This is a genomic window from Fusobacterium sp. DD2 (genome assembly GCF_018205345.1).
Lineage (GTDB): Bacteria > Fusobacteriota > Fusobacteriia > Fusobacteriales > Fusobacteriaceae > Fusobacterium_A.
In genome coordinates this window covers 21516-46434 of record NZ_JADRHM010000005.1, presented here as the reverse complement: position 1 = coordinate 46434, position 24919 = coordinate 21516, and the positions used below count along the sequence as shown (strand labels likewise).

General features: G+C 31.5%; 23 protein-coding genes. 15 read left to right on the top strand and 8 right to left on the bottom strand.

Annotation, left to right across the window (positions count from 1 at the left end):
* The first annotated feature begins 18 nt into the window (after positions 1 to 18).
* Positions 19 to 1140 (top strand): sn-glycerol-3-phosphate ABC transporter ATP-binding protein UgpC, encoded by a 1122-nt coding sequence (ugpC, locus tag IX290_RS01570; protein WP_211491444.1) that lies wholly within the window; start codon positions 19 to 21, stop codon positions 1138 to 1140.
* Between the two features lie 69 nt (positions 1141 to 1209).
* Here the strand turns inward: ugpC and IX290_RS01565 are convergent, their stop codons facing one another.
* Genes IX290_RS01565 through IX290_RS01555 form a run of 3 tightly spaced genes read right to left on the bottom strand, consistent with a single transcriptional unit; the run spans position 1210 to position 2997 of the window.
* Positions 1210 to 1992: an energy transducer TonB gene (locus IX290_RS01565; protein WP_211491443.1), complete on the bottom strand. Its 783-nt coding sequence runs from the start codon at positions 1990 to 1992 to the stop codon at positions 1210 to 1212.
* Positions 1985 to 2377 carry a biopolymer transporter ExbD gene (locus IX290_RS01560; protein ID WP_211491442.1) on the bottom strand — a complete coding sequence of 131 codons (393 nt, stop codon included), beginning with the start codon at positions 2375 to 2377 and terminating at the stop codon, positions 1985 to 1987. The genes IX290_RS01565 and IX290_RS01560 overlap by 8 nt, the downstream gene beginning before the upstream one ends.
* A gap of 8 nt (positions 2378 to 2385) precedes the next feature.
* Positions 2386 to 2997, bottom strand: a complete 612-nt coding sequence (locus tag IX290_RS01555) for a MotA/TolQ/ExbB proton channel family protein (protein ID WP_211491441.1) — start codon at positions 2995 to 2997, stop codon at positions 2386 to 2388.
* A gap of 199 nt (positions 2998 to 3196) precedes the next feature.
* Between IX290_RS01555 and IX290_RS01550 the strand changes: the two genes are divergently transcribed.
* The 7 genes from IX290_RS01550 (at position 3197) to IX290_RS01520 (ending at position 12365) form a co-directional block, all read left to right on the top strand.
* Entirely contained in the window at positions 3197 to 3862 is a 666-nt protein-coding gene (locus IX290_RS01550) for a LytTR family transcriptional regulator DNA-binding domain-containing protein (RefSeq protein ID WP_211491440.1), read from the top strand.
* Positions 3863 to 4098: 236 nt separating this feature from the next.
* A complete protein-coding gene (locus tag IX290_RS01545) occupies positions 4099 to 6318 on the top strand; it encodes a TonB-dependent receptor (RefSeq protein WP_211491439.1) in 2220 nt (739 codons plus the stop codon).
* A 51-nt stretch (positions 6319 to 6369) separates the two neighbouring features.
* Positions 6370 to 9564: an autotransporter domain-containing protein gene (locus IX290_RS01540; RefSeq protein ID WP_211491438.1), complete on the top strand. Its 3195-nt coding sequence runs from the start codon at positions 6370 to 6372 to the stop codon at positions 9562 to 9564.
* Positions 9565 to 9589: 25 nt separating this feature from the next.
* On the top strand, positions 9590 to 9949 hold the full coding sequence (locus IX290_RS01535; protein ID WP_211491437.1) for a YbaN family protein: 360 nt from the start codon (positions 9590 to 9592) through the stop codon (positions 9947 to 9949).
* Positions 9950 to 9977: 28 nt separating this feature from the next.
* A complete protein-coding gene (locus tag IX290_RS01530; protein WP_211491436.1) occupies positions 9978 to 11231 on the top strand; it encodes a coproporphyrinogen-III oxidase family protein in 1254 nt (417 codons plus the stop codon).
* Entirely contained in the window at positions 11231 to 11740 is a 510-nt protein-coding gene (locus IX290_RS01525) for a flavodoxin family protein (protein WP_211491435.1), read from the top strand. Before IX290_RS01530 ends, IX290_RS01525 begins: the two co-directional genes overlap by 1 nt.
* A 112-nt stretch (positions 11741 to 11852) precedes the next feature.
* The gene (locus IX290_RS01520; RefSeq protein ID WP_211491434.1) at positions 11853 to 12365 is read left to right on the top strand and encodes an HIRAN domain-containing protein; all 513 of its coding nucleotides are present in this window, start codon (positions 11853 to 11855) and stop codon (positions 12363 to 12365) included.
* 51 nt (positions 12366 to 12416) lie between these two features.
* On the opposite strand, the gene IX290_RS01515 is transcribed toward IX290_RS01520, so the two are convergent.
* Complete coding sequence (locus IX290_RS01515; protein ID WP_211491433.1) at positions 12417 to 13733, bottom strand: Na+/H+ antiporter NhaC family protein; 1317 nt, start codon at positions 13731 to 13733, stop codon at positions 12417 to 12419.
* 24 nt (positions 13734 to 13757) lie between these two features.
* Positions 13758 to 14876 carry a replication initiation protein gene (locus tag IX290_RS01510; protein ID WP_211491432.1) on the bottom strand — a complete coding sequence of 373 codons (1119 nt, stop codon included), beginning with the start codon at positions 14874 to 14876 and terminating at the stop codon, positions 13758 to 13760.
* A 236-nt stretch (positions 14877 to 15112) separates the two neighbouring features.
* Between IX290_RS01510 and IX290_RS01505 the strand changes: the two genes are divergently transcribed.
* Genes IX290_RS01505 through IX290_RS01475 form a run of 7 tightly spaced genes read left to right on the top strand, consistent with a single transcriptional unit; the run spans position 15113 to position 20871 of the window.
* On the top strand, positions 15113 to 15427 hold the full coding sequence (locus tag IX290_RS01505; protein ID WP_211491431.1) for a PTS lactose/cellobiose transporter subunit IIA: 315 nt from the start codon (positions 15113 to 15115) through the stop codon (positions 15425 to 15427).
* Positions 15428 to 15441: 14 nt separating this feature from the next.
* The gene (locus IX290_RS01500) at positions 15442 to 16404 is read left to right on the top strand and encodes a N(4)-(beta-N-acetylglucosaminyl)-L-asparaginase (RefSeq protein ID WP_211491430.1); all 963 of its coding nucleotides are present in this window, start codon (positions 15442 to 15444) and stop codon (positions 16402 to 16404) included.
* A 44-nt stretch (positions 16405 to 16448) separates the two neighbouring features.
* Positions 16449 to 17747 (top strand): PTS sugar transporter subunit IIC, encoded by a 1299-nt coding sequence (locus tag IX290_RS01495; protein WP_211491429.1) that lies wholly within the window; start codon positions 16449 to 16451, stop codon positions 17745 to 17747.
* A gap of 4 nt (positions 17748 to 17751) precedes the next feature.
* Positions 17752 to 18057 (top strand): PTS sugar transporter subunit IIB, encoded by a 306-nt coding sequence (locus tag IX290_RS01490; protein WP_211491428.1) that lies wholly within the window; start codon positions 17752 to 17754, stop codon positions 18055 to 18057.
* 47 nt (positions 18058 to 18104) lie between these two features.
* Entirely contained in the window at positions 18105 to 19517 is a 1413-nt protein-coding gene (gene pepV, locus IX290_RS01485) for a dipeptidase PepV (RefSeq protein ID WP_249168800.1), read from the top strand.
* Positions 19518 to 19534: 17 nt separating this feature from the next.
* A complete protein-coding gene (locus IX290_RS01480) occupies positions 19535 to 20143 on the top strand; it encodes a copper homeostasis protein CutC (protein WP_211491427.1) in 609 nt (202 codons plus the stop codon).
* Complete coding sequence (locus IX290_RS01475) at positions 20143 to 20871, top strand: DNA alkylation repair protein (protein ID WP_211491426.1); 729 nt, start codon at positions 20143 to 20145, stop codon at positions 20869 to 20871. The genes IX290_RS01480 and IX290_RS01475 overlap by 1 nt, the downstream gene beginning before the upstream one ends.
* A gap of 148 nt (positions 20872 to 21019) precedes the next feature.
* On the opposite strand, the gene IX290_RS01470 is transcribed toward IX290_RS01475, so the two are convergent.
* The 3 genes from IX290_RS01470 to IX290_RS01460 all read right to left on the bottom strand — a co-directional run bounded on the left by IX290_RS01470 (position 21020) and on the right by IX290_RS01460 (position 24918).
* A complete protein-coding gene (locus IX290_RS01470; protein WP_211491425.1) occupies positions 21020 to 21748 on the bottom strand; it encodes a LytTR family DNA-binding domain-containing protein in 729 nt (242 codons plus the stop codon).
* 12 nt (positions 21749 to 21760) lie between these two features.
* On the bottom strand, positions 21761 to 23428 hold the full coding sequence (locus IX290_RS01465; RefSeq protein WP_211491424.1) for a sensor histidine kinase: 1668 nt from the start codon (positions 23426 to 23428) through the stop codon (positions 21761 to 21763).
* A 137-nt stretch (positions 23429 to 23565) separates the two neighbouring features.
* Positions 23566 to 24918 carry a sucrose-6-phosphate hydrolase gene (locus IX290_RS01460; protein ID WP_211491423.1) on the bottom strand — a complete coding sequence of 451 codons (1353 nt, stop codon included), beginning with the start codon at positions 24916 to 24918 and terminating at the stop codon, positions 23566 to 23568.
* Position 24919 lies beyond the last annotated feature (1 nt).

Sequence of the window (24919 nt, the reverse complement as noted above, 5' to 3'; positions counted from 1 at the left end):
CAAGGAGGAAGTTTTAATATGGCGGAAGTTGTACTAAAAAAAGTAGAAAAACAATATCCCAATGGTTTTAAGGCCGTACATGGAATTGATTTGGAAATTAAAAATGGAGAATTTATGGTTTTTGTAGGGCCATCAGGATGTGCAAAATCAACAACACTTAGAATGATAGCAGGTCTTGAAGATATAACAGGAGGGGAAATCTACATAGGCGACAAGCTGGTAAATGACTTGCCTCCTAAGGATAGAGGAATAGCAATGGTTTTCCAAAACTATGCACTATACCCACATATGACAGTTTATGAAAACATGGCTTTTGGATTAAAAATGGCAAAAGTTAATAAACAGATAATTGATAGAAGAGTAAGAGAAGCAGCTGAAAAACTGGAAATAACACAACTGTTAGATAGAAAACCTAAAGAGATGTCAGGAGGACAAAGACAAAGGGTTGCAGTAGGTAGAGCTATTGTAAGAAAACCTGATGTATTCCTATTTGACGAACCTTTATCAAACCTTGATGCAAAATTAAGAGTATCAATGAGAGTTAAGATAACTCAACTTCATAAACAACTTAAAGCAGAGGGACAAAATGCTACAATGATTTATGTAACTCATGACCAGGTTGAAGCAATGACAATGGGAGATAGAATCTGTGTGTTAAACTTTGGTAAGATTATGCAGGTAGATACACCATTAAACCTTTATTCAAAACCTGCAAATAAATTTGTTGCTGGGTTTATAGGATCACCAGCTATGAATATAGTTAAAGCAACATTAGTTGAAAAGGATAAGGAAGTCTTTGTTAAATTAACTGATGATATATTATTAAAACTTCCTAAAGATAAAGCAGAAAAAGTTAAATCTAATATAAATAAGGAAGTATGGTTTGGAATAAGACCTGAAAATGTTGGAAATAAACTTGTTGCTCCAGATGCATATTTAGTTCCAGGAAGAATAAATATAGTTGAGCAAATGGGAAATGAGGAGTTTATATACTTCACTTTAGGAAATGAACAATTCAGTTGTAGAATTCCAGTTGAAAAATCTACTGGAGCAAATTTCAGTGATACAGAATTATTCTGCTTCAACATGGAGCAATGCCATATTTTTGATATTGAAACAGAAAAAAATCTTACACTATAATTAAGCCGTTATAATAGTTTTATTATATAGTTCGTATGAAAAAGACAGGAGGGAAACCTTCTGTCTTTTTTAGTCTATATTCTCAAATACAAAGGATTTGGTAAAATAGACCTTAATATTCTTGTTTTTATAAAAAATTGGTTTAAATTTCCATTGATGTAAAGCATCTATTACTGCCTTATCAAATCCCAGCTTACTATGAGATTCTAAAATCTTGATATCTTCAATATTACCATTTAAACCTACAAGAAATTTAGCTTTAACTACTACAGTTTGAGAATATCTTATTCTTTTAGCCTGTTTAGGATACTCTGGATCTATCTGTTTTACAATCTGATAATCAATTCCATCAGCTGAAGCTGCAACTACACTTCCATCAGTTCCAATAGAGAAATTGCCTGATAAAAAATCCTGATCTGAATTTGGATCTGACATAGCTGTTGCTGGAGCTTGATTCTGAGTAGCATTTGAATTGTTATCTGTTTCCTTTGTTTTTTGATTCTGTTTTTTTAGTTCCTTCTGGGGAGTTACCTCTTTTTTCTTCTCAATCTTTTTTTCTTTTTTCTTGTCTTTGATTTTACTTAGAAAATCTTCTTTTACTGCTTTATTTTCAGGTTCTGCTTTTTTTTCTGCCTTAGCTTCCAGCTGAGTTCCAGAGGAAGGACGTGGCTTTTTAAAAGTATCACTTTTTACCTGGACAGATATTGGAGCTCCATTGCTTCTAATTCCAAGATTTGAATCTCCTTTAATTGAATATTCTCTAAATATAAATAGTGAGAGGTGGATGAGAAGGGCAACTATGAAAAAATATGTTATATTGATCTCACCTCTATAGCATTTTTTTCTACTCATAGAAATTTATTCCTAAATTGGTGATTCCATTTTCTTTTATTTTAGTTACAGTATCCATAATAGTTTGATACTTAAGATCCTTATCCCCAGATACAGTGACCTCATTTACACCTTTTAAATATTGATCTATGCTGGAAAAATCAATCTGTCTAGTTTTACCATTTTCACTGATAAAGTAATTTTGATGTTTATCTATAATCACCTCAAGAGATTTATCCTGTTTTTCAGGAGTCTCAAGTTTGGAACTTGGCAGGTCAATATCTATCTTTCCATACTTGTTAAAAGTAGTAGATACCATAAAAAATATGATAAGTAAGAATACAACATCTATAAGTGGTGTGAGATCAAGAGCCATAATAGGCCTTTTTTTTCTAAACTGTGCCATATTATCACCTAATTCTTTCTTAAAATATTGATTAAATTGGTAGTTATCTTGTCTATTTCCCCTTCAGTATCCTCTATTTTTTTGTTAAACAGATTGTAAGCAATAATTGTTGGAATAGCAATAATAAGACCACCAGCAGTTGTAACAAGAGCCTGAGATATTCCAGCAGCTACAATAGTTGGGTCTCCAGCTCCTAGAGATGCCATATTTTGAAATGCCTGAATCATACCGGTTACTGTACCTAGAAGTCCAATCATAGGTGCGGTATACCCAATGATTCCAAGAATATGAAGCCTCTTTTCCAAGCTTCCTACTTCATCAATTCCAATCTCTTTTACAAGCTGATCAAAATGGTGAAAGTCCCCATTTCTATCACATCTGCATAAAAATGATTTTACAGTACATCCAACTGAGTTATTTTCATTTTCACATAGATTAATTGCACATTTCATGTCTTCAGCTGCAACAGCAGCAATTATTTCTGAATTAAAGTTTTTATTATGAAATCTTTCACGTCTGCAGAAAAAACATGTTCTTTCTAAAATTACAGTGAGGGATATTATAGACATAGCAAACAATATCCACATTAAAGGTCCCCCAACTTTTAAATAGTACAGCATATAATCCTCCTTAATATTTTGTTAAGTGATACTAATCAATCAATTAGGATAATACTATTATAATCTAAAAAAGTCAATAGCAAAAAATAAAATAATCAATTTATTTGACTTACAAATAATTAAATATTGATATTTTAACTTCATTGTGTTATGATTATAAACAGATTTTGAAATAACTTGGGAAAAGGAGAGGGATAAAATGATAGGAGTGTACTTAGATAGGGAACTTGAAGAGAGTATTTTTTGTGATAATCACCTGGAATACATCAACATGAAAAATAAAAAGGGGTTAGAAAAGAATGTTGATGTAATGGTTATTGATGGAAAAATGGATTATGCTGAAAGTCAAATTAAGTTTTATTGCAACATTGGAATACCTGTAATGATTCTAGTTGAAAAAAATATCAATGTGGTAATGAATTCCAGCAAGTCAAAGTATAAGATACGATATCTGCTGAAAAACGATATAAGTGGCATTAGAAAGGAACTTGACTGCATCTGCAACAGGCTTTCAAAAGTTGATACTGTATTTGTTACTGATTGCTCTAAAGTTGGGATGTTAAAGCTTGATACCATCGACAGTATAACCTATTCAAGTATTGAAAGAGAGTGTAATTTTAATCTCGAAGATGGACGAGTATTTGCTGTAAAGAAGAAATTTTCTGAGATTGAGCAGATACAAAGTTATAAGGATTTTGTAAAAATAGAGAGGGGAACAATAATAAACCTTTCTAAAATTGAGTCTTTAAACTATAAAGATAAATCTATTACATTCAGGAATGGACAGACTCTTTATCTGAATAAAAAGAAACTTAAAGAACTTGAGGAGATACTATTTTCTAAATACAATGCAGTATACCTGTAAAATATAGCTTAATAGCTGATTTTTTTTATTATTTTACTTTGTATATCAAATAATTATAAAAGTAAATATATTTTTAACACAAGATAATATAAAAAATGCATATAAATTTATAAAGACTGCATGAATTTATAAAAATATCTACATGAGATATTCTGAAGTATATTTGTTAAAAATCACTCTTTATGCTATAAGTACTTTGATATAAAAAAACTTTTAAAAACAAAGGAGTTATGAAAATGAAAAAAAGGGTTGGAATTTTAAGTTTTATTATTTGTGCAACGGCATTTGCCAGTGGGAATACTATTGAGCTTGGAAAAAGTGTTATACAGAATAAAAGCTATAATAGGGAGTTTATTAAGGCACCAAAGATGTCTAAAAACACCTATATAGTGACTAAGGAGCAGATTCAGGAAAAAAACTATAAAAATGTTGAAGATGTACTTAGGGATGCACCAGGGGTTGTAGTACAAAATACAGCTTTTGGGCCAAGAGTGGATATGCGTGGAAGTGGAGAGAAATCATTAAGCAGAGTAAAGATAATGGTTGATGGAATAAGTATCAATCCCACTGAAGAGAATATGTCTAGCCTTCCTATTAACTCAATTCCAATAGAATCAATAAGTAAAATTGAGATAATACCTGGTGGTGGAGCAACTCTTTATGGAAGTGGATCTGTGGGAGGAGTAGTAAATATTCAGACAAATTCCAATGCTACGAAAAATAACTTTTTTATGGATATGAAATATGGATCTTATGATAATAGAAATTTTGGATTTGCTGGTGGACAAAATATTACAGACAGCCTCTATGTAAACTATGGATTTAATTATATCAATAGTGAGGGGTATAGAAGATCTGAAGACAAGGCAAATACAGTATTTTTAGGAGGATTTGATTATAAAATCAATGATAAAAATAAGATAAGATTCCAAGGAAGAAATGGAAAAGAAAAAAATGATGGAACAACTGAGATATCAAAGGAACTATTAGCTCATAACAGAAGAGCACCTGGTCTTAATATGGATTTGGAAACTAAAAACCAGAGTTATACTTTTGACTATGAATATAAAAATAATGAGAACTTTACCTTTGGTGCTACAGCCTTTAAACAGAAACAGAAAAGGGATATTGAAACAGAGAGTGTAGATGATATTGATATAACTTTGAGCAATAGAAAATTTACAGCTAACAAAGTAATATACCATTTTCAGGATGTAAAATCTCAAATGAAGGCTAAATTCAGTGAGGATAAAAATGGAATAAAACTTAAGACAAACTATAAATATGATGGTGGAAATCTTTTCCTTGGATATGATTATTACAAATCAACAAATAAAAGGGATTCATATGTAAGATCTGAAACTTTGAAGACATACAATGATGGAATTTCCAATGTAAATCTTTCATCTGGAGATAGAAAACCAGTAATAAATAAGGTCCATATAGATCTATCAAAGGAATCTCATGCTCTTTATGCATTTAATAAATTAAATATTGGAGAGAAATTTGATTTTACAACTGGATTAAGAGGAGAGCTTACAAAGTATAGTGGATACCGTCATAATGGACCAAATACAATGCCATTTTTAGATCCAAAAATCCAGCATGTTGAAACAGATGAAAAGCTTCATAACTATGCTGGAGAGATAGGTGGATTATATAGATATAGAGACACAGGAGCAGGATTTTTAAGATATGAGCATGGATTTGTAACACCATTTGCAACACAGCTTACAGATAAAATCCATGATACAAAGTTAAAAAATCCAAATGGAATGTTTATTCCACCTATTGTAAATGTAGCTTCAATCTATGTGGCAAATGGACTTAAATCAGAAATTACTGATACTGTTGAACTTGGAATGAGAGATTACCTGTTTGATTTTACAACCCTATCTGCATCACTATTTATGACAGATACAAAGGATGAGATTACTCTTATAAATTCAGGAGTTACAAATCCTGCAGTAAAAAGATGGAAATATAGAAATATAGGAAAGACAAGACGTATGGGACTGGAGCTTGAGGCAGAGCAACAACTAACAGACAAACTATCACTTTCAGAGTCAGCAACATTTGTAAATGCCAAGGTAATAAAGGGAGATCCAAGATATAACATAAAGAAAAATGACAAAATTCCTATGGTTCCTTCTATGAAACTTACACTTGGAGCGAAATATAGTTTAACAGAGCATCTATCACTTACAGGAAATTATACTTATGAAGGTAAAAAAGAAGCAAGAGAACTGGATGATGATGACAATGTAAGCAGATTTAATATCAAAGGTCATGGAGTTGTAGATGTGGGAATGATTTATAAGATAGATGACCACGCTTCACTTAAAGCAGGGATAAAAAATCTGGCTTCTACTAAGTATAACCTACGTGAAACAAGTAAGGAAGCATATCCTGCACCTGAAAGAAATTACTATATGGAACTTAATGTGAAGTTTTAATTAAGTTGTAGTTAATCAAGAGATAAGAAGAGCTATAAAGGAGATAGATTGATGAATAAAAAGATTTGCATGTTGATGATGATAGTATTAGGAATATCAAGCTATGGATATGGGGATGATGAAAAGGTATATCCAAATCCAAACTACAGAGTGCTTTCAAGTGATGAGACTTTAGAACCTATAGAAAGAGGATCTTATGACAATCTTTTGAGAGTTGTAGATGAGATAAATAGAAAAAAGGGTACTCCAAGTGGATACTTAAAAAAGGCCTATAAAGTAGATAAAAAGGATGAGGACAAAATAAATATCATTCCAGTAGCACAAACTGGAGAGGATGAAGAGGCTGGAAATTATTACCGTTTCTTTATGGGAAATGGAAATATAGCTAACAATATTGGAATCGTAAATAAAAGAGATTTTGATGGGAAGGTAGCAAGTGAAGGAAAAAATATCCACTATCTTATAAATGGAGTGTATAAAAATAAGGCTCCATGGATAGGTTGGAAGGATCAAACAGAGCTTGGAATAACAATAGATGACTACAATACAAAAATTGTAGGACATGAAAAATCAGAAGTTTTAGAGTATCTGAAAGGAAAACTTGTAGAAAATCATGTAAATGCAATTATTGAAAATGGAGAGTTGTACTCTGTAGACAGTAAAGGAGAAAAATGGAAGATTCTTTGGAACCTGGAACCTGTAAGTGTCGTAAGTTATTGGCCAGAAGGGTATAAAGATGCAGTGTTTGGAAATTTCTATGTATATGATGACAAGGATTTTGCAAGAGAACTTTATTCAAATAAAGGTGATATATATATAGAAAATAAAAAAGATGCAGTTATAAAAAATAAGCATGTGGAACTTAGAGGAAAAGGGCAAGTAAATGGAACTGTAGATTTTGGAGAAAATTCTGAAATCACGGTCACTGAGCAGTTTACAGGAAAATATGGAACAAATATTACTTTTGGTCCATATGCAAAACTAAAAAATGTAGGGTCACTTCTAATTGGTGGAATGATTGGTAGTCTTCAGGACGCCTCTCTTTCAGGAAGAACCTCTGTAACCATGGATATAGATCCGGATAAAAAGGATGCAAATGGAAACTACTATCAACATTTCTTAAAGGATTCAGATAAGGATATGGTCATAGTAAGTGCAGACTCAATTTTAGACCGTATGAGTTATTCTTGGGGAGACGAAACACCTGAGGAGAAACTTAGAAAAGAGATGAACAGAGATAACTACTCTATTGAGGTTATGACAAGTAGACTAAATGAAGATAGTAAGATAGATCTTGGAAGAAAGGCAACCTATATGGGACCATCATTTAACAGATACACTCCAGGAGAGATGGTAGAGTATCATCTAAAGTTTGTACCAGACTCTATAGCTAACCAATTGGAGATAGAAGAAACTGCACCTGGAAAAGGAGATCTTCTGGTAGTTAAGGTAAAAGACAGTATTAAAGAACTTTCATCTGCTGAAAATGAGGTCTATAGAAGTTTAAAAAATTCAAAGCAGTTATCGTATATGGGGCCTACTCTATCTAATACAAATAAACGTACAATATTTAGTGCTAAAGAGGATGAAGCATTTAATAGAAAAATGCATACTCTTGCAAAGGATTTAAGAGAGGGAACTCCTGAAAAAATTTTGAATGAGTTAGATCAGTTTGGATATGTTGGAAAGAGAAGAGAGGCACTTAAAAAGGATATTACAGCTATTCAAAATAGTCCAGAATTGATAGAAAGCAAAGTGCAACATAAAGAGATGGATAGATATAAAAAAGATGGTATTTTTAACTATGTTGATGATTTTAATAAGGTGGATTTTGAAACTCTAAAAAGCTTTGCAGATGGAGATGCACAGGCAGATAAGATTAAAGCTCAACTTGAAAAAAACTTTGATGAAAAATTCAAACCTCTCTATGATAAATTGGTAGCTATAAATGCTGCAAATGGTGGAAATGAATTTTTCGATGGATTAAAAGTACAGGAAGCGAAAGAACTTGCTCAAAAACTTGGGCTTGTAAAAGATGGACTTAAAAATTATGGAACTTCATATTGGCAGACAAAATCAGAGTATCTAAAAGATGAGCTTATAGTATATCTAAATGATGCTAGTAAAAAGCTTAAGGAGCTTTCAAAAATAGATGAGGATGAATTGGATAACCGTCTTACAAAACAACTAGATGGTGGATATGGTTCAAATACTGGAAAGATGTATACAAAACTTTTAGGAGACTTACTTTATACACAACGTGAAGAGGAATCTCTTTCTGAATTTAAAACTCTAATAAATCAGATTCAGAATAAAAATATCTATTCAAGAGTAAATAAGATAAGTAAAAATGAGATGGATACATATACAAATATTCCATTTAATATCCGACATGATTTTGGAAAAGGTAGCTATGCAGGTGGTGGAGCTATAACTAATCGTAACACTATGAAAGATTTTAAGGGAAATGTATATACAGGTTATGGAATATATGAGGTACCTGTTACAGAAAAAGTAAATATTGGTATGGTAGTAGGAGGAGCTTCAACTTCTCATAATGAAATCCAAGATGATACGTTAAAAACTGTAACGACAACTTCTAAAATTAAGGGATATTCTGGATATCTATCAGGTTATACAAGATATTCCTTAACTCCAAATATCAGCCTATTAGGTGGAATTGGAGGACAGTATGGAGACTATAAAGTGGACCGTGATATGAGAAATAATTATCAAAGAGATATGTTTAAAGGAAAGGTAAAGACTCTTTCATTGAATGGATACACTGGAGCTGTATATAAGTATAAAATTATGGATGGATTGGATCTTGAAACTCAGGGACTGCTTTCATACACTATGGTAAATCAGGGAAAATCAAAAGAAAATGATAAACCTTTAGCTATAGAGATAGATTCTAAAAATTACAACTATTTAGATGGACAGTTAGGATTAAACTTAGTAAAAACTGTTCCTGGAGAGACTTTAGATAGCAGTATTTCTGGAGGAGTTTATCTGGTTCATGGATTTGCAGGATATGATAATAAGGATCTTAATGGAAGATTTAAAAATAGCAGTTCAGATTTTAAAGTTAAAGGTATGAGTTATAAAAAGGATGCTGTTAAGGTATTTTTAGATTATAACGTAAATGTTCATAATGGATTGAGTTATGGATTAGAAGGAACTTATATAACAAATAGTGAAAAGGATGATATAAGTATTGGAGTTAAAGCAGGATACAGATTTTAATATGAGATGAATTGGAGAGAATAAAATGAAAAAGAAGTTGCTTTTTATGATAGGAATAGTGTCATTAATATTGGGAACAGTGGGGATTTTCCTCCCCCTTCTCCCCACTACACCATTTTTACTTTTGGCAACATATTCATTTAGCAAGTCATCAGATAGATTTTATAACTATATTATAAATAACAGAGTTTTTGGAAAATATATCCAGGACTACCGAGAGAAAAAAGGTATAACAGTGGGAAATAAAATAATTGTCCTGATTATACTTACATTGGGAATTGGATATTCAATGTCAAAAGTTACAAATACACATATGCAGGTATTTTTAGCAGTAGTGTTTATTGGAGTAACATGGCATATCTTAAAACTTAAGACAATAAAGTAAGGAGGATATGACCTAGTCATATAAAAAAATGTTTGATAAAAGATATAAGTCTCATCACGATGTAAAAGATGTGATAGAGAATTTGATAAAGAAAAATATAGTAACACCATTTACATTTAACAAGATGATGAATAAACAGCCTGATACTAAAGAGGCTGGGATATATGTTCATACTCCATATTGTGATAAAATCTGTGCTTTTTGCAATATGAATAGAAAACAGGTAGATAGTGATCTAAGTAGCTATGTTGATTACCTTTGTAGAGAGTTTGAAAAATATGGAAGCAGGAAGTATGTTAAGGGAAAAACTATTACTTCAATATTCTTTGGTGGTGGTACTCCTACTATATACAGAGCACCTCAATTGGAAAAAATACTTTCTACCTTAAGAGAAAACTTTATACTTTCAGAAGATTGTGAATTTACATTTGAAACAACTCTTCATAACCTTACAAGTGAAAAACTTGCTATTATGGAAAAGTATGGTGTAAATAGGATAAGTGTTGGTATTCAAACTTTCTCTGATAGAGGAAGAGAAGTACTGAATAGAACTTATAAAAAAGAGGAGATAGTAAAAAGATTAAAGAAAATCAGAGAGGAATTTCATGGACTTATCTGTATTGATATTATTTATAACTATCTGGATGAAACATTAGAAGAGGTTGAAAATGATGGAAAACTGGCTGTTGAACTTGGAGTTGACAGTATAAGTTTTTATTCACTTATGATACATGAAGGCTCTAAGATTTCTAAGGATTTAGCTGAGAATAAAGCAAAATTTGATTATCAGATAAAAAAGGATAAGGAGCTCCATGACAAATTTTTAGATATAACTTTGAATAATGGATATAAACTCCTTGAGCATACCAAAATATCCAATGGAAGAGATAAATACAGATACATTAGAAATATTAATTCTTTTTCAGATCTCTTTGCTATTGGTGTAGGAGCTGGAGGAAGAATCAAAGATGTAGAATATTACAATCTTAACAAATTTATAACTTTCTACTCTAAAGATAGTGATCTTAAGTTGAGAGCTAAGAAAATATCAGGAATACTTCAATATCCTGAGGTAAAGTTAGAAGATATAAAGAGACTTACAAGTGAAAATGCATATAATGAAATTGTTAAACTTTTAAAAGGATATGAGAAAGATGGTCTTTTAAAATTTGATAATGATATCTTTAAATATACTATTTCTGGTATTTTCTGGGGAAATAGCATAGATGCAGAGGTTGTATCAAAAATGATAGAGATTGAAAAAAATGGAGGGGCAAGATAATGAAAACTTTAGTAGCTTATTCATCACTTACAGGGAATACTAAAAAAGTAGCAGAAAGTGTTTATGAAGTAATTGAAGGAGAAAAGGAGATAATCTCTTTAAATAAGGAGATAACTGCTGATATAAATGATTTTGACAGAATAATTGTTGGATTTTGGGTAGATAAAGGAAGTGCAGATGCAAGAGCCAAAAAATTCATAAAGAGTATATCAGGAAAAGAGGTTGCATATATTTGTACTTTAGGAGCATACCCAGATTCAGAGCATGCAGATAAAGTAAGAGAAAGAGCAGAGAAACTTCTATCAGAAAATAACAGGTTTATAGGAGGATTTTTATGCCAGGGAAAAGTGGACCCAAAACTTGTTGAAAAGATGGGAAAATTTCCTCTAAATCTTATTCATCCATTGAATCCAGAAAGATTGAAAAGAATAGAGGATGCCAAATCACATCCTGATGAAAAAGATTTGGAAGATGCTAAAAAATATTTTATAAATATATTTGAAAAGTAGGTCTTTAGAAATAGTCATTATAGTCTTTTCCATTCAGCTCACAATTTATTGCTTTGGGAAAATAAAAGTGATAAAATATAACTATATAAGTTGTCATGGGGAGATGATTGATATGGAAGAAGAGGAAACTGGAAAAAATACTTTAGATACAGCACTTGATGAGTGTGTTACAATTGTAGGGTTTAAACACTATTTTGGTGGTGGGATGGTAGAGAAAGGCAGTATTCTTTTATGCAAAAAAGAGCCTGACAACGAAAAGGATCAAGAGGCTATATCTGTTAATCTTCCTGTAGTTGGAAAAGTTGGCTATATTGCAAATAATACTTTTACAGTTTTACGAGGAACGAAAAGTGCAGGAAGAATTTATGATAAAGTTGGAGAGACTTTCTATGTAAAAGTTATCTTTAGAAATGATGGAGTAGCTTTAGGATATGTTTTAAGAGATGATGAAAAGGAGCTTGAAACCAGGTGGAAATCAGGATTCTTAGAGATAAAAAGTCGTTATGAAAAAGAAAATAAAACAGAGAAATTACTGGAAGACCACGAAGAAGAGAAAAAAGAAGAGGAAGTTGATCATTTTATAGAAAATTTAATTAAAGAAAAATTTTGTGTTGATATATCTTAAGATAAAGAGGATGTTGCATTTACAAATCTGCAACATCCTCTTTAATTTATTTTATATGTTTTTCAGTTTTTTACTAAAATCATATCTTATAAATATAAGTGTAAATGCAAGAAGAAGCATCTGATACCAAAGAAGTGATATCAAAGTGAGTGGTGATACCCTATCTCCTGCAAAGTTAAGAAGTATAAGCATCTGAGCTCCATATGGAATCATTCCCTGAAATACACAGGAAAATATATCTAAAAGAGCTGCTGTTTCTCTAGGATCAACATCATATTTCTTAGAGATATTTTTAGCAATATCACCATTGATAATTATTGCAACAGTGTTATTAGCAACAGCAATATCTGTTAATGAAACAAGTAATCCAATACCAAGTTTTGCACTTTTTTTTCCAATGATAAATGTTTGAATTTTATCAATTATCCATTGTATCCCTCCAGCCTTTGCAGTCATAGCACCAAGGCCACCAGATAAAAGTGATAGAAAAAATATCTCCTGCATATTTGTGAACCCTTTATATATCTCATTTGCAAAAGAAAGTACAGTGAAACTTCCATAGAAAATCCCAATTCCTCCAGCAATAAGAATACCTAAGGTAAGCACTGTAAAAACATTTATTCCACTTAGAGCCATAACAAGTACAGCTATATAAGGGATTACCTTTATAATGTTGAAGTGAAGAGTTCCAACTTCAGAAATTGTATCAGGTGCTCCTGTAATAAGAAGTATAAAAATAGTAAGTACTGCTGCTGGAAGAGCAATATATAGATTTACTTTAAATTTATCCCTCATCTCTACACCTTGAGTTCTTGTAGCTGCAATAGTGGTATCTGAGATAATTGAAAGATTGTCTCCAAACATACTTCCACCCATAACTGCTGCTAGAATAAGTGGAAGAGAAACCCCACTCTTTTGAGCAAGTTCCACTGCAATAGGTGCAATAGAGACAATAGCTCCTACAGATGTACCAGTTGCTGTAGAGATAAAAGCTGCTACAATAAAGATTCCAGGTGCTAAAAGTTCCACTGGAATATAGTTAAGAGCCAGATTTACAGTTAAATCAACTCCCCCCATGGCCTTTGCTGTACTGGTAAAAGCACCAGCTAAAAGATAGATAACACACATAGTGGTGATATCCTGATGTCCACATCCTTTTAAAAAAGTCTGGCATTTTTCATTAACACTTCCCTTAAAAAGGACAAAAGCTGCAATAATACCAAGTATAACTGCAACTGGTGATGGAAGTTGATAGAAAGCCATAGGAACATTTCTAAGTTGAAGATAGATTCCTGTTCCAAGATAAAAAGTGATAAAAACCAACAGAGGAACAAGTCCTATAAAGCTGCTTTTTGAATTTTGTTGCATAAAACCTCCGTATACTATTATCAGTTATTTATTATTTATAAAAAATTCCACTTTTGACATGGCATTTTTATTATATGTAATTTTTACTGCAAAATTTTTATCCTCAAGGAGAAGAGATTCCTTATCCTTTAATGAATATAGTTTTACAGGGAACATATATGTAGATATCTTTGTAAGATTATGTTTATGTATAAATGCTAAAATTTCAGAATGAAGATCAAAAAGATTCTTAAATTTTTTATTGATTACAAAATATGGAGCATCCAGCTTTTTATCTTCAAATACAGTTTTAATATGATCTTCAATATTTGAACTGAAATTATCAAGAACAAAATCAATTTTTTTATTTACATAATCCTCTCCATAATTTGCAAGGTTCAGTGTAAGAAGTGAATAGATATCTGAAAAATTTTTAATATGTTTTTTAATTCTATCCATGCATCTATCAATTGGAAGATATGGATTATTATTTACAATATCCTGTGCAATATCATCATTGTGAATTGTTATCCCGAGGATTTTGGCTCCTTTATAATCTCCATTTTTTTCCTTTTCATAGGAAAAATTTCTTGAAGTGTTCTTTCTTATATCTTCAAATATTGGGATTAAAAAGTTTTTCTCCAAATCATAAAATCTTTTATAGCTATCCCCAATTTCAAGAATCTCACGTAACTCATCAATACTGAGATATATCTCTTTATCAGCAATATTACAAATATAATGATAGATCCTATAGGAAAACTTTTCCTCTAAAAATAGAATATTATCAAGTCCAAGGTTTTCAAAAAAAGAACCCTTCTTAAAGGCACTTGAAATTTCATCAGAAAAAACAATATAGATAATGTTATTGTTAATGTAGAAAGATTGAATGATACTTAGATAGATATAATAGTGTCTTTCTACTGACGAAAGGACAATGGATTTTCCTTTCAGATTATTTAAAAATCGGATAACCTCTTCAACATTGCTAAAACCACAGATTTCAAAGATTTTTTCCATAGAAATATGGTTGTATTTCTGAACTTTTAGATAACGAAAAAGCTTTTTTTCTTTTTTCGTAAGGTGTTTGGAAAAATCTATTCTGATGTTCTTGCCAATCATTTTAAAATCCAGCATGGAATATTTCTCTTTTACATCTAACATATTAACCACCTTGCAAAATTTTTTATTTTTTTAATATTTTTTAATGGAAAATAAAACGAAAAAATGAAATTATATTTTCGTTATAATATAGAAGTGTATCATCATATGGGGAAAAAAGCAAGATTAAATAGGCAAACATAGATGTTGAACACGAAAAAACAGCAAAAAAAGTGAGATTTGACTAAAAAAAATCTATAAGCTAATATAGACTTAACAAAGTATGTGAGGTGATAATTATGGATATGTCAATTGAAGAAGTAGCAATGACAATCGTAGGAAATGCTGGAGAAGCAAGAAGTTTAGCTTTTGAAGCTTTAAGAGAAGCAAAAGAGGGAAACTATGAAAAGGCACAGGAATATTTAGCACAATCTAAAGAGAGAGGTCTTGCTGCACATGAGATGCAAACAGAACTTATTTGTAATGAAGCAGATGGAAAAGGGATTGAGATGAATCTTTTAATGGTACATGCTCAGGATCACCTAATGACCTCAATTTTAGCAAGAGAGCTTATTACTGAAATTATCGAACTATACAAAAAACTTGAAAAATAGGCTGGGAGGTTGAGATGAAGAGAGAGTGGAGTATGATCGCCACTTGGAGAATGGCTGGAGATGCAATTAAGCTTGGTGGAGAAATTTTAGCTGAAAATGGAAAATGTCAGGATGCAGTTGAAAAAGCGATAATGCAGGTAGAAGACTATCCATTTTATAAGTCAGTTGGATATGGAGGACTTCCTAATGAGGAGTGTCAGGTTGAATTAGATGCAGCGTTTATGGATGGAAAGACTCTTTCAATTGGAGCTGTAGCTGGAATAAGAGATTTTAAAAATCCAGTATCTATAGCAAGAAAATTGAGCCATGACAGATTTAATATATTTTTAGTTGGTGAAGGGGCAGAAGCATATGCTCATAAAAATGGATTTGAAAGAAAAAATATGCTTACTGAAAGAGCTAAAAAAACATGGGAGAAGAGAAAAGAGGAGATATATGAAAAACATCTATCACCTTATGATGGACATGACACTGTGTGTATGATTGCTCTTGATAAAGATAGAGACATGGCAGTAGCAACTTCAACTAGCGGACTATTTATGAAAAAGAAAGGTAGAGTAGGGGATTCACCTGTATCAGGTTCTGGTTTCTATGTAGATAATGAAATTGGAGGAGCAGCAGCTACAGGACTTGGAGAAGATATAATGAAAGGATGCCTTTCTTATGAAGTAGTACAGAGAATGAAAAATGGTGAGAAACCTATGGATGCAGCTCAAAATGCTGTAAGAGAATTTAGTGAAAAGCTAAAAAAAGCTAGAGGAAAAGCTGGAGCCATTTCAATAATAGCCTTAAATAATGAGGGAGACTGGGGAATAGGGACAAATGTTGAATTTACATTTGCTGCAGTGACTCCCGATCATAAAGCTCAAGTATATATAGCAATACCTGATGAAGCAAATGAAAAGGTAGATATACAGGAAGCTTCTGATGAATATATGGCAGAGTATAAAAGAAGTATTCAAAAACCTTTAGATTAATATACAAAATATACTAATATATAGAAATAATCAGGGAGGAAAAAATGAGTAAAATTATTAGTTTTCTTGAAGAAAAACTGGTACCAGTTGCTGTGTGGATTGAAAAAAACAGATACATCAATGGTATCAGAAGAGCGTTTATTATGTTGATGCCGTTACTTATGATAGGATCTATTTTCTTAATGATTGAGGCATTTCCATTACCTGCTTACCAAAGAGGTATGGCAAATTTATTAGGTGAAAATTGGAAAGATATCTTTGATATTCCTATTACTGCAACATTCTCAATGATAGCTGTCTATGTTTCATTCTTAGTAGCACAACAGCTTGCAAAACAGTTTGAACTTGACAGTATAGCAGTTGGACTTTTATCATTTGCATCATTTATGATACTTACTCCACTTGCTAAAACTACAGATTATGGAGATGTAATTACTTTCCAATGGCTTGGAAGTAAAGGAATGTTTATTGCCATGATTATCGGTATCGTTACAGTTATTATATTTAGATTTTTTATCAATAAAAGTATAGTAGTAAAGATGCCAGAAGGTGTACCACCTGAAGTAATAAGATCATTTGAAGCATTGATTCCAGGAGCAGTAATCTTATCACTTGCTCTTCTTTTAAGAATAGGAATGGCACATACTTCTTATGGAACAATTCATGACTTTATATATACAGTACTTGCAGTACCTTTAAAAGCATTAGGAACTTCATATATAGGTTCACTTTTAACAGTATTTGCAATTTCAATACTATGGTCAGTAGGAATCAACAGTGGTTCTATGGTAAATGGAATTGTAAGACCTTTCTGGCTTGAAAACCAGGTTGACAACATTGCAGCTATGCAAGCTGGACAACCGTTACCACATGTTGTAACAGAACAATTCTTTGATATGATATGGATGGGAGGAGCAGGAGCAACACTTTCATTATTAATTGCAATACTTTTATTTGCAAGAAGTAAACAGATAAGAGCAGTTGCAAAAATAGGTGCTGCACCAGGAATATTTAATATAAATGAGCCAGTACTATTTGGTATCCCTATAATATTAAACCCTATTATGCTTATTCCATTTAATATTATTCCTCTTGTATTTGTAACTACTCAATATGTAGCTATGACAATAGGACTTGTATCTAGACCTATGGGAGTTGCATTCCCTTGGCCAACACCAGCAATAATAAGTGGATTTTTAACAGTTGGAAATATATCAGGATCAATTATGCAGATAGTTAACCTGATAATAGGAGCCTTAATTTATCTTCCATTCTTGAGAATTATAGATAAAGCTGCTAAAATAGAAGAAGAAAATGAGAAACAGGAAGAAGTAAAGGAGTGATAAAATGAAAAAAATATTATTACTTTGTCAAAATGGAATGTCTACAAGTCTTTTAGTGAAAAAGATGATTGAAGCAGCGGAGAAAAAGGGAATTGAAGCTGAAATAAAAGCTGTTGGACTGGATAATTTTGAAGATAATCTTGATAAATATGATGTATTCTTACTTGGACCACAAGTAAAGTATAAAAAAGATGACCTTGCTAAAAAAGCTGAAGCAGTTGGTAAAAAATTGGATGTTATAAACACTGTTGATTATGGAATGATGAGAGGGGACAAAGTGCTTGATTTTGCACTTAGCCTAATTAAATAATTATAGTGAAAGGAGGGGTATGAACTTATTGTTTTGCCCCTCTTTTTTTGCAGAAAGAGGATGAGATGGAATTAAAAGAGTATATAGATAAGCATTTTAATGAGACTTTAGATGGAATTTCCAGAATAATAAAGATGAAAACTGTAAAAGAAGAAAAATCAGGAGATGCACCTTTTGGAGAAAATCTAAAAAATGCATTAAATGAAGTTCTTGAAATAGCAAAATCTCTTGGATTTAGAACTAAGAATCTGGATAACTATGTTGGATATGCAGAGATTGGTAGTGGAGATGAATATATTGGAATTTTAGGACATATAGATGTAGTTCCTGAAGGGGATATTTCAAAGTGGAGTGTGGATCCATACAGTGCTACAATAAAAGATAATCTTATGATTTCAAGAGGAGCTATTGATAATAAAGGGCCTATTATTTCAGCACTTTATGCAGTAAAGGCAGTAGTTGAAACAAATCCATCTTTTAATAAGAGAGTGAGAGTTATATTTGGGACTAATGAAGAGAGTGGAGATGAAGATATAAAACACTACCTGATGAAAGAAAAAGCACCTAAATATGCTTTTACACCTGATGGAAGATTTCCTGTAATTTTTTCTGAAAAAGGGATATATACTTTTTCTTTTAGGGAAAAAATAGAGTGGGATAAAAGTGATATTATTAATATTGAAGCTGGGGCACGTTCAAATGTGATACCTGAAAAAGCTGTAGCTGTTTTAAAAAATAGAAGTGTTGCTGAAATTGAAAATAAGATAAAAGAGCTTGAAGGAATAAGCAGATGTAGATTTAAATGTGTAAACACTGGAGACAAGGTAGAAATAGTTGCAAATGGTCGTGCAGGTCATGCAAGTTCTCCAGAAAAAGGAATAAATGCTATATTAGGTATGTATTTACTTTTAGATAGAATAATAGATGAAAATGATTCTATGAAAAACTTTGTTCATTTTGTGAGCCAGTATGTAGGAGAGACTACAGATGGTAAACTTCTTGAAATAGAGAGTGAAAATAAAGAAACTGGAAATCTTACTATAAGTGCAGGAATAACTAAAATAGTAGATAGGGATATATATGTAAAATTTAATGTCAGATATCCAATTTCAACTTGTAAGCAGATTTTAGATGAAATACTTGATAAAGTGGCAAGGGATAATGGGATAATCTTTGTACAGGAAAATCATAATCCGCCTCTTTATTTTCCTAAAGACAGCGTACTTGTAAGCAGTTTGCAAAAGGTATATAAAGAGGTTACAGGAAGAGATGAAGAACCAGCAGCATTAGGTGGTGGAACATATGCAAAACTTATGCCTAATACAGTAGCTTTTGGACCAAATTTCAGAGAGTTTAAGGGAAATGCTCACAGTCCAGATGAGTGTATGGATATAAATATGCTTAAAACAGGTATGGAAATCTATGGAAAAGCGATACTTGAATTAGGAAAGTATATTTAAAAAGGGGGAAATAAAGAGTGCTAAAGGAAAAATGCATAGGAAGTTTTAAAGAAGCCATTGAAGCTCAAAAACTTGGAGCAGATAGAGTGGAACTTTGTGATAACTTGGAAGAGGGAGGAACAACACCTTCATATGGAACAATTAAAATGACTGTTGAAAAACTTGATATTCCAGCTTTTGTAATAATCAGACCTAGAGGTGGAGATTTTTACTATTCACCTGAAGAGATTGAGATAATGAAAGAGGATATTAAAATATGTAAATCTCTTGGAGTAAATGGAGTAGTATTAGGTGTCTTAAATAGAGATAACACTATAAATTATGAGGTAACAAAAGAGCTTGTTACCCTTGCAAAACCTATGGAAGTAACTTTTCATAAGGCTATAGATGAGTTAAGAAATCCTGAAGAAGAGGTAGAAAAATTAGCCAGCATTGGAGTTGATAGAATTTTAAGCTCTGGTACTAAACCTACTGCTCTTGAAGGAGCTGAAATTTTAAATAAAATGCTTGAAAAAGCTAATGGAAAGATAAAAATAGTAGTAGCAGGAAAGGTTACAAAAGAGAACTTAAAAGAAGTATCAACAAAAATACCATCTACTGAATTTCATGGGAAAAAGATAGTATAATGAAAAGAGTAATTGAAAATTTAAAAGATATAAATTGGACAAAGGAAAACTACTCTATTTTTATCAAAGAACTTATAGAAGAGCAGGATGAAAAATACAGAAAATTTCATTTGGGAATCTTAGGAGCTGACAAAACCCTCATAGGAATAAGAGCACCAAGGCTTAAGAGTATTGCTAAGGAGATTTCAAAAGGTGATTGGAAAGCCTTTGTAGAACTTGCAGGAAACTGTTATTATGAAGAGAGTGTTATTAAGGGATTTGTAATAGGATATGCAAAAATACCTCTTAATGAGAGAATTCCTTATATTGAAAAATTTATAAAAGATGTGGATAACTGGGCTGTATGCGACGGTTGTGTTGCAAATTTTAAATTTATAAAAAAAGAGCTTGAATATTTTTATCCATTTGTAAAATCATGTGTAAAGGATACCAATCCTTGGAAAATCAGAGTTGGACTTGTTATTTTACTTGATTACTATATAGAGGAAGAATATCTGGATGAGATTTTTACTCTTATTGAAGGTATAAAAGATGAGAGCTACTATGTAAAGATGGCTCAGGCATGGCTTATTTCAATAGCCTTTGTAAAATATAGAGAGAAGACATTGGATTTTATTAAGAATAATTCTCTTGATAGGTGGGTTCAAAATAAGGGAATTCAGAAGATAAGAGAGTCATTAAGAGTAACTAAAGAGGATAAAGATATGCTTCTTAAATATAAAAAATAGAGATGAAAAGAGAGAGAATTTGGAATTTTGTACTGCACCTGAAATCTTAGATAGCTAAGATAGAGGAGATTTCTCTAGATATCTGAAAGAGCTTATTAAAATTATGAGATAATAAAAAAATAAAGGCATCTGGATTATCCAGATGCCTTTATTTTATAGTGAGTAATTCTTTAAATTCTTTTACATTATTTCTACTTACAGGAACCTTAAATGAAAGATCTTTTATCTTTAAAATGTATGTTCCATTAAACCATGGTTCCACTTCTTTTACTATATCCAGATTTACAATGTATGAACGATGAGTTCTGTAAAATTTAGGTTTTGGAAGCATCTCTTCCCATTTTGATATTTTAAATTTAGAGGTATAGACACTGTCTTTGGTGTATATCTTACTCTCTTTATCAATTACCTCTATATAGTAAATCTCATCTAAAGATATAACCACCATCTTTTCTCCAGAAAAAACAGTGACTTTATTAACTTTTCCTATCTCTTTTGCTGGTTCCTCTTCATTTTCAGAAAAGGATACAAGAGATGATAGCACTTCATTTATTCTCTCTTCTGAATAAGGCTTTAAAAGATAATCAAAAGCATGTATTTCAAAAGCGTCAGCTGCAAAATCTCTATAAGCAGTTATAAATACAATTTTCATTTGAGGATTAAGCTTTGTAAGAATTTTCCCTAAGCTCATTCCATCAAGTTCAGGCATATTTATATCTAAAAATATTCCATCTACCTTAGTATCCTGAAGATATTTTAAGGCATCAATAGGACTTTCAAATTCTTTTTCAAGGTGTATATCTTTGTGTTTTGATAAAAAATATTTAAGTTCTTCTCTTGCTGGAAATTCATCTTCTACTATTACACATTTAAACATTTTTTCTCCTTTCTATTCAACATAAAATGATATCTTAGTTCCATGTTCAAGTCTTTTTATTGTAAGTCCTTTACCATATAGAAGTTTAAGACGGTTGTGAACATTTTTAAGTCCTATATTTTTATCTATCTTATTATCAATATCTTCTACAATCTTAGGATCAATTCCAACTCCATTGTCTTTAATTGTAATCATACAGCCTTTTTCATATTTTTCTGCAGATATTTTTATGACTCCACCATCTCTCTGTTTTAAAATTCCGTGCTTAATACTATTTTCAACAAGAGGTTGGATAATAAGCATAGGTACTTTTATATCCATAAATTCATTTGGAATATTGCATTCTACATGTATTTTATCCCCAAATCTGGCCTTTTCAATATTAATATACGCACTGACCTGGCTTAATTCCTTGTATAAAGGAACTAAATTAGAAGAGTTCTCAAGACTGTATCTCATGTAGTTAGAAAGATTTATAATCATATCTCTGGCTCTATCTGGATCTATTCTTACAAAGGAAGAGATAGTATGCAGTGCATTAAATAGAAAATGTGGATTTATCTGAGTCTGCAATGCTTTAAGTTCAGCTTCTTTTGCCATTGTTTTAAAGTTTTCTACTTTGCTTATCTCCATATTTGTAGAAATAAGAAGAGAAAGTCCTTCAGCCAGATATTTTTTCTTAGCAGTTATTACTTTAGAGGTATCAAAGTAAAGCTTTAATGTTCCAGAGATTTTTTTCTCTTCCTGAAAAAGTGGAAGAATAATACATGATTTAATATCCCCATCTATACATCTGAAATCTATAATATCGCTATCTTCCTTACCTAATACCATTATCTTTCCAGTTTTTAATACCTCTTTTGTAGCAGCACTTTTTATCTCTCTGTGATTAAGAGAGTATTTTTCAGATGAGAGATGACTTGCAATTATATATTTATCATTTGTAATCACTACTACCTGAGCTTCTAAAGCTTCCAAAATTATTTTACATACTTCATTTAAAGAGTGACCATGTCTGAAATATGGAAGGGACTGATTTGCTATTTCAAGAGCAAGTTTAGCCTGTTTTCCAGCTCGTATTTCCTGTTCAGAGATAATGTCACGTATAATCAATATCACTATGGAAACTCCAACTGCATTGGCTAAAATCATTGGAAAATATATGATTTTTACAATATCAATTGCCACAGCAAAATCATAGAGATAGTATCCAGTAATAAGAATAAGTACCATACTTATATTTTCAATTAAAAAGCCACTGATAAAACCGTAGATATAGGAGTTTTTTTCATTACACTTCTTATAAAATCTAGAAGTTATAAGTCCCCCACTCATAGTTGCAATACTACAAGCCAGTGTAGTAGGACTTCCAGGTTCTACAAATAATCTGTGAAATCCAGCAATTAATCCAGTAAAGGTTCCAATATATGGTCCCCCTATTATTCCAGCTACAGCAACACCGATATTTCTTGTGTTAACTATGGCACCTCTATAGTTTATCCCAGTATATGTACCAATAATTGAAAGAAATGAGAAAAATATAGAGAGAATAATAATGTCCTGTTTTGTGTATTGTTTTCTTGTAAATACATTTTTAGCCTGTTTAAACTTGGTAAAGAAAAAAGCGATAGCTATTATGTATCCAAGACTGTTTAGAATCTTTCCAGTTAAATCAAACATATTCCTCTTCCCCTATCATATTTTAATAATTAACAATTTATTTTTAATGATACCACATTTACAATTCAATGTAAACGAAGGATAAAAAATGAAAATAAAAAACTGTTCCAGGATTTTTTGTCCCGGAACAGTTTAAATTAAATATTGTAAAAACTTATTTTTGGAATTATGATTTTTTCAGAAGATAAGATCTCTATCTCATCACTTTGAAGCTGAGGATAAATATTGCCTGTAAATACTTCTTCACCATTGTTGATAAAGAGTTCAAAAGATGAGTTATCTACAAATAATCTTATATTTGAAAGAGTCTCTATTTTACATTTTCTAATACCCTTATATCCTTTGCCACTTCTTTCTCTATTAAGAGAGATAACTCCTTTCTCACAGCTATAGCTTATTACTGTTTCGTCATTATCTGATTTACAGAATTTTATCTCTATATCATTTTTTAGTTTTCCAAATTCAATCTCAAGTTCATATGTATGACCTTTTATAGAGAAATCTTTAAGATTTATACTATTATCCACTGTGATATTATTTACTTTCATCTCATTTTTTCTCAGTTTTTTAAGATTTCTATGAGGATGCTGATAGATTTTTCCATTTTTTATTTCAAGTTCTCTTGGAAGAATGAGCATATGTACCCAGTTTTCATCTTTAACAGAAGGATGCTCCAACTCTTCTGGCATGCCCATCCATCCAATAAGAGTAGTCACTCCATTTTCATCTTTAAATGTCTGAGGAGCATAGAATTCAAATCCTCTATCAAGTTCAGTAAAATCATTCTTTTCTTTTTCAAATAGCTCTCTTACTATATACCCAGATTGATATCTGTTATTGTATAAATATCCATTTGGCTTAAGACCTTGTGGAGAAAAGATAACTGCATGTTTTTCATCTTCTTCAATATAGTCAGGACATTCACACATAAATCCGAAATCTCCCTCTATTATTTCCTCTTCAAATTTCCAATTTAAAAGGTCAGTTGAAGAAAATACAACTATTGTACCACTGAGATCCTCTCTTTGTGCTCCTATTATCATTAAGAATCTATCTTTAGATTTGAATACTTTTGGATCACGAAAGTGTCTCGTATACCCTTTGGGAATATCTATATCATCTATAACAGGTCCTTTTTTTTCAAAATTTATCCCATCTTGAGATGTAGCAAGGCACTGATAACTCGCACGAACTCCATTATTTTTTACATTTCCTGTGTAGAAAAGATAAAGTGTATCATCTTTTACTATTGCACTTCCTGAATAACAGCCGTTTTTATCATAATCCTTATCAGGTGTCAAGGCAACAGGGAGAGTTTCCCATTTTATCATATCTCTGCTTCTCATGTGAGCCCATGATTTAGGACCATGAGCACACTCATTGGGATTCCATTGATAAAAAACATGGTAATAACCTTTGAAGTATATAAGTCCATTGGGATCATTTAAAAGACCATATTCAGGAGAAATATGATATTTTGGTTTCCACATA

Excerpts from the sequence above, each read along its gene's own strand:
- ugpC (WP_211491444.1), top strand. The coding sequence starts at position 19 with ATGGCGGAAGTTGTACTAAAAAAAGTAGAAAAACAATATCCCAATGGT.
- IX290_RS01565 (WP_211491443.1), bottom strand. The coding sequence starts at position 1,992 with ATGAGTAGAAAAAAATGCTATAGAGGTGAGATCAATATAACATATTTT.
- IX290_RS01560 (WP_211491442.1), bottom strand. The coding sequence starts at position 2,377 with ATGGCACAGTTTAGAAAAAAAAGGCCTATTATGGCTCTTGATCTCACA.
- IX290_RS01555 (WP_211491441.1), bottom strand. The coding sequence starts at position 2,997 with ATGCTGTACTATTTAAAAGTTGGGGGACCTTTAATGTGGATATTGTTT.
- IX290_RS01550 (WP_211491440.1), top strand. The coding sequence starts at position 3,197 with ATGATAGGAGTGTACTTAGATAGGGAACTTGAAGAGAGTATTTTTTGT.
- IX290_RS01545 (WP_211491439.1), top strand. The coding sequence starts at position 4,099 with ATGAAAAAAAGGGTTGGAATTTTAAGTTTTATTATTTGTGCAACGGCA.
- IX290_RS01540 (WP_211491438.1), top strand. The coding sequence starts at position 6,370 with ATGAATAAAAAGATTTGCATGTTGATGATGATAGTATTAGGAATATCA.
- IX290_RS01535 (WP_211491437.1), top strand. The coding sequence starts at position 9,590 with ATGAAAAAGAAGTTGCTTTTTATGATAGGAATAGTGTCATTAATATTG.
- IX290_RS01530 (WP_211491436.1), top strand. The coding sequence starts at position 9,978 with ATGTTTGATAAAAGATATAAGTCTCATCACGATGTAAAAGATGTGATA.
- IX290_RS01525 (WP_211491435.1), top strand. The coding sequence starts at position 11,231 with ATGAAAACTTTAGTAGCTTATTCATCACTTACAGGGAATACTAAAAAA.
- IX290_RS01520 (WP_211491434.1), top strand. The coding sequence starts at position 11,853 with ATGGAAGAAGAGGAAACTGGAAAAAATACTTTAGATACAGCACTTGAT.
- IX290_RS01515 (WP_211491433.1), bottom strand. The coding sequence starts at position 13,733 with ATGCAACAAAATTCAAAAAGCAGCTTTATAGGACTTGTTCCTCTGTTG.
- IX290_RS01510 (WP_211491432.1), bottom strand. The coding sequence starts at position 14,876 with ATGTTAGATGTAAAAGAGAAATATTCCATGCTGGATTTTAAAATGATT.
- IX290_RS01505 (WP_211491431.1), top strand. The coding sequence starts at position 15,113 with ATGGATATGTCAATTGAAGAAGTAGCAATGACAATCGTAGGAAATGCT.
- IX290_RS01500 (WP_211491430.1), top strand. The coding sequence starts at position 15,442 with ATGAAGAGAGAGTGGAGTATGATCGCCACTTGGAGAATGGCTGGAGAT.
- IX290_RS01495 (WP_211491429.1), top strand. The coding sequence starts at position 16,449 with ATGAGTAAAATTATTAGTTTTCTTGAAGAAAAACTGGTACCAGTTGCT.
- IX290_RS01490 (WP_211491428.1), top strand. The coding sequence starts at position 17,752 with ATGAAAAAAATATTATTACTTTGTCAAAATGGAATGTCTACAAGTCTT.
- IX290_RS01475 (WP_211491426.1), top strand. The coding sequence starts at position 20,143 with ATGAAAAGAGTAATTGAAAATTTAAAAGATATAAATTGGACAAAGGAA.
- IX290_RS01470 (WP_211491425.1), bottom strand. The coding sequence starts at position 21,748 with ATGTTTAAATGTGTAATAGTAGAAGATGAATTTCCAGCAAGAGAAGAA.
- IX290_RS01465 (WP_211491424.1), bottom strand. The coding sequence starts at position 23,428 with ATGTTTGATTTAACTGGAAAGATTCTAAACAGTCTTGGATACATAATA.
- IX290_RS01460 (WP_211491423.1), bottom strand. The coding sequence starts at position 24,918 with ATGTGGAAACCAAAATATCATATTTCTCCTGAATATGGTCTTTTAAAT.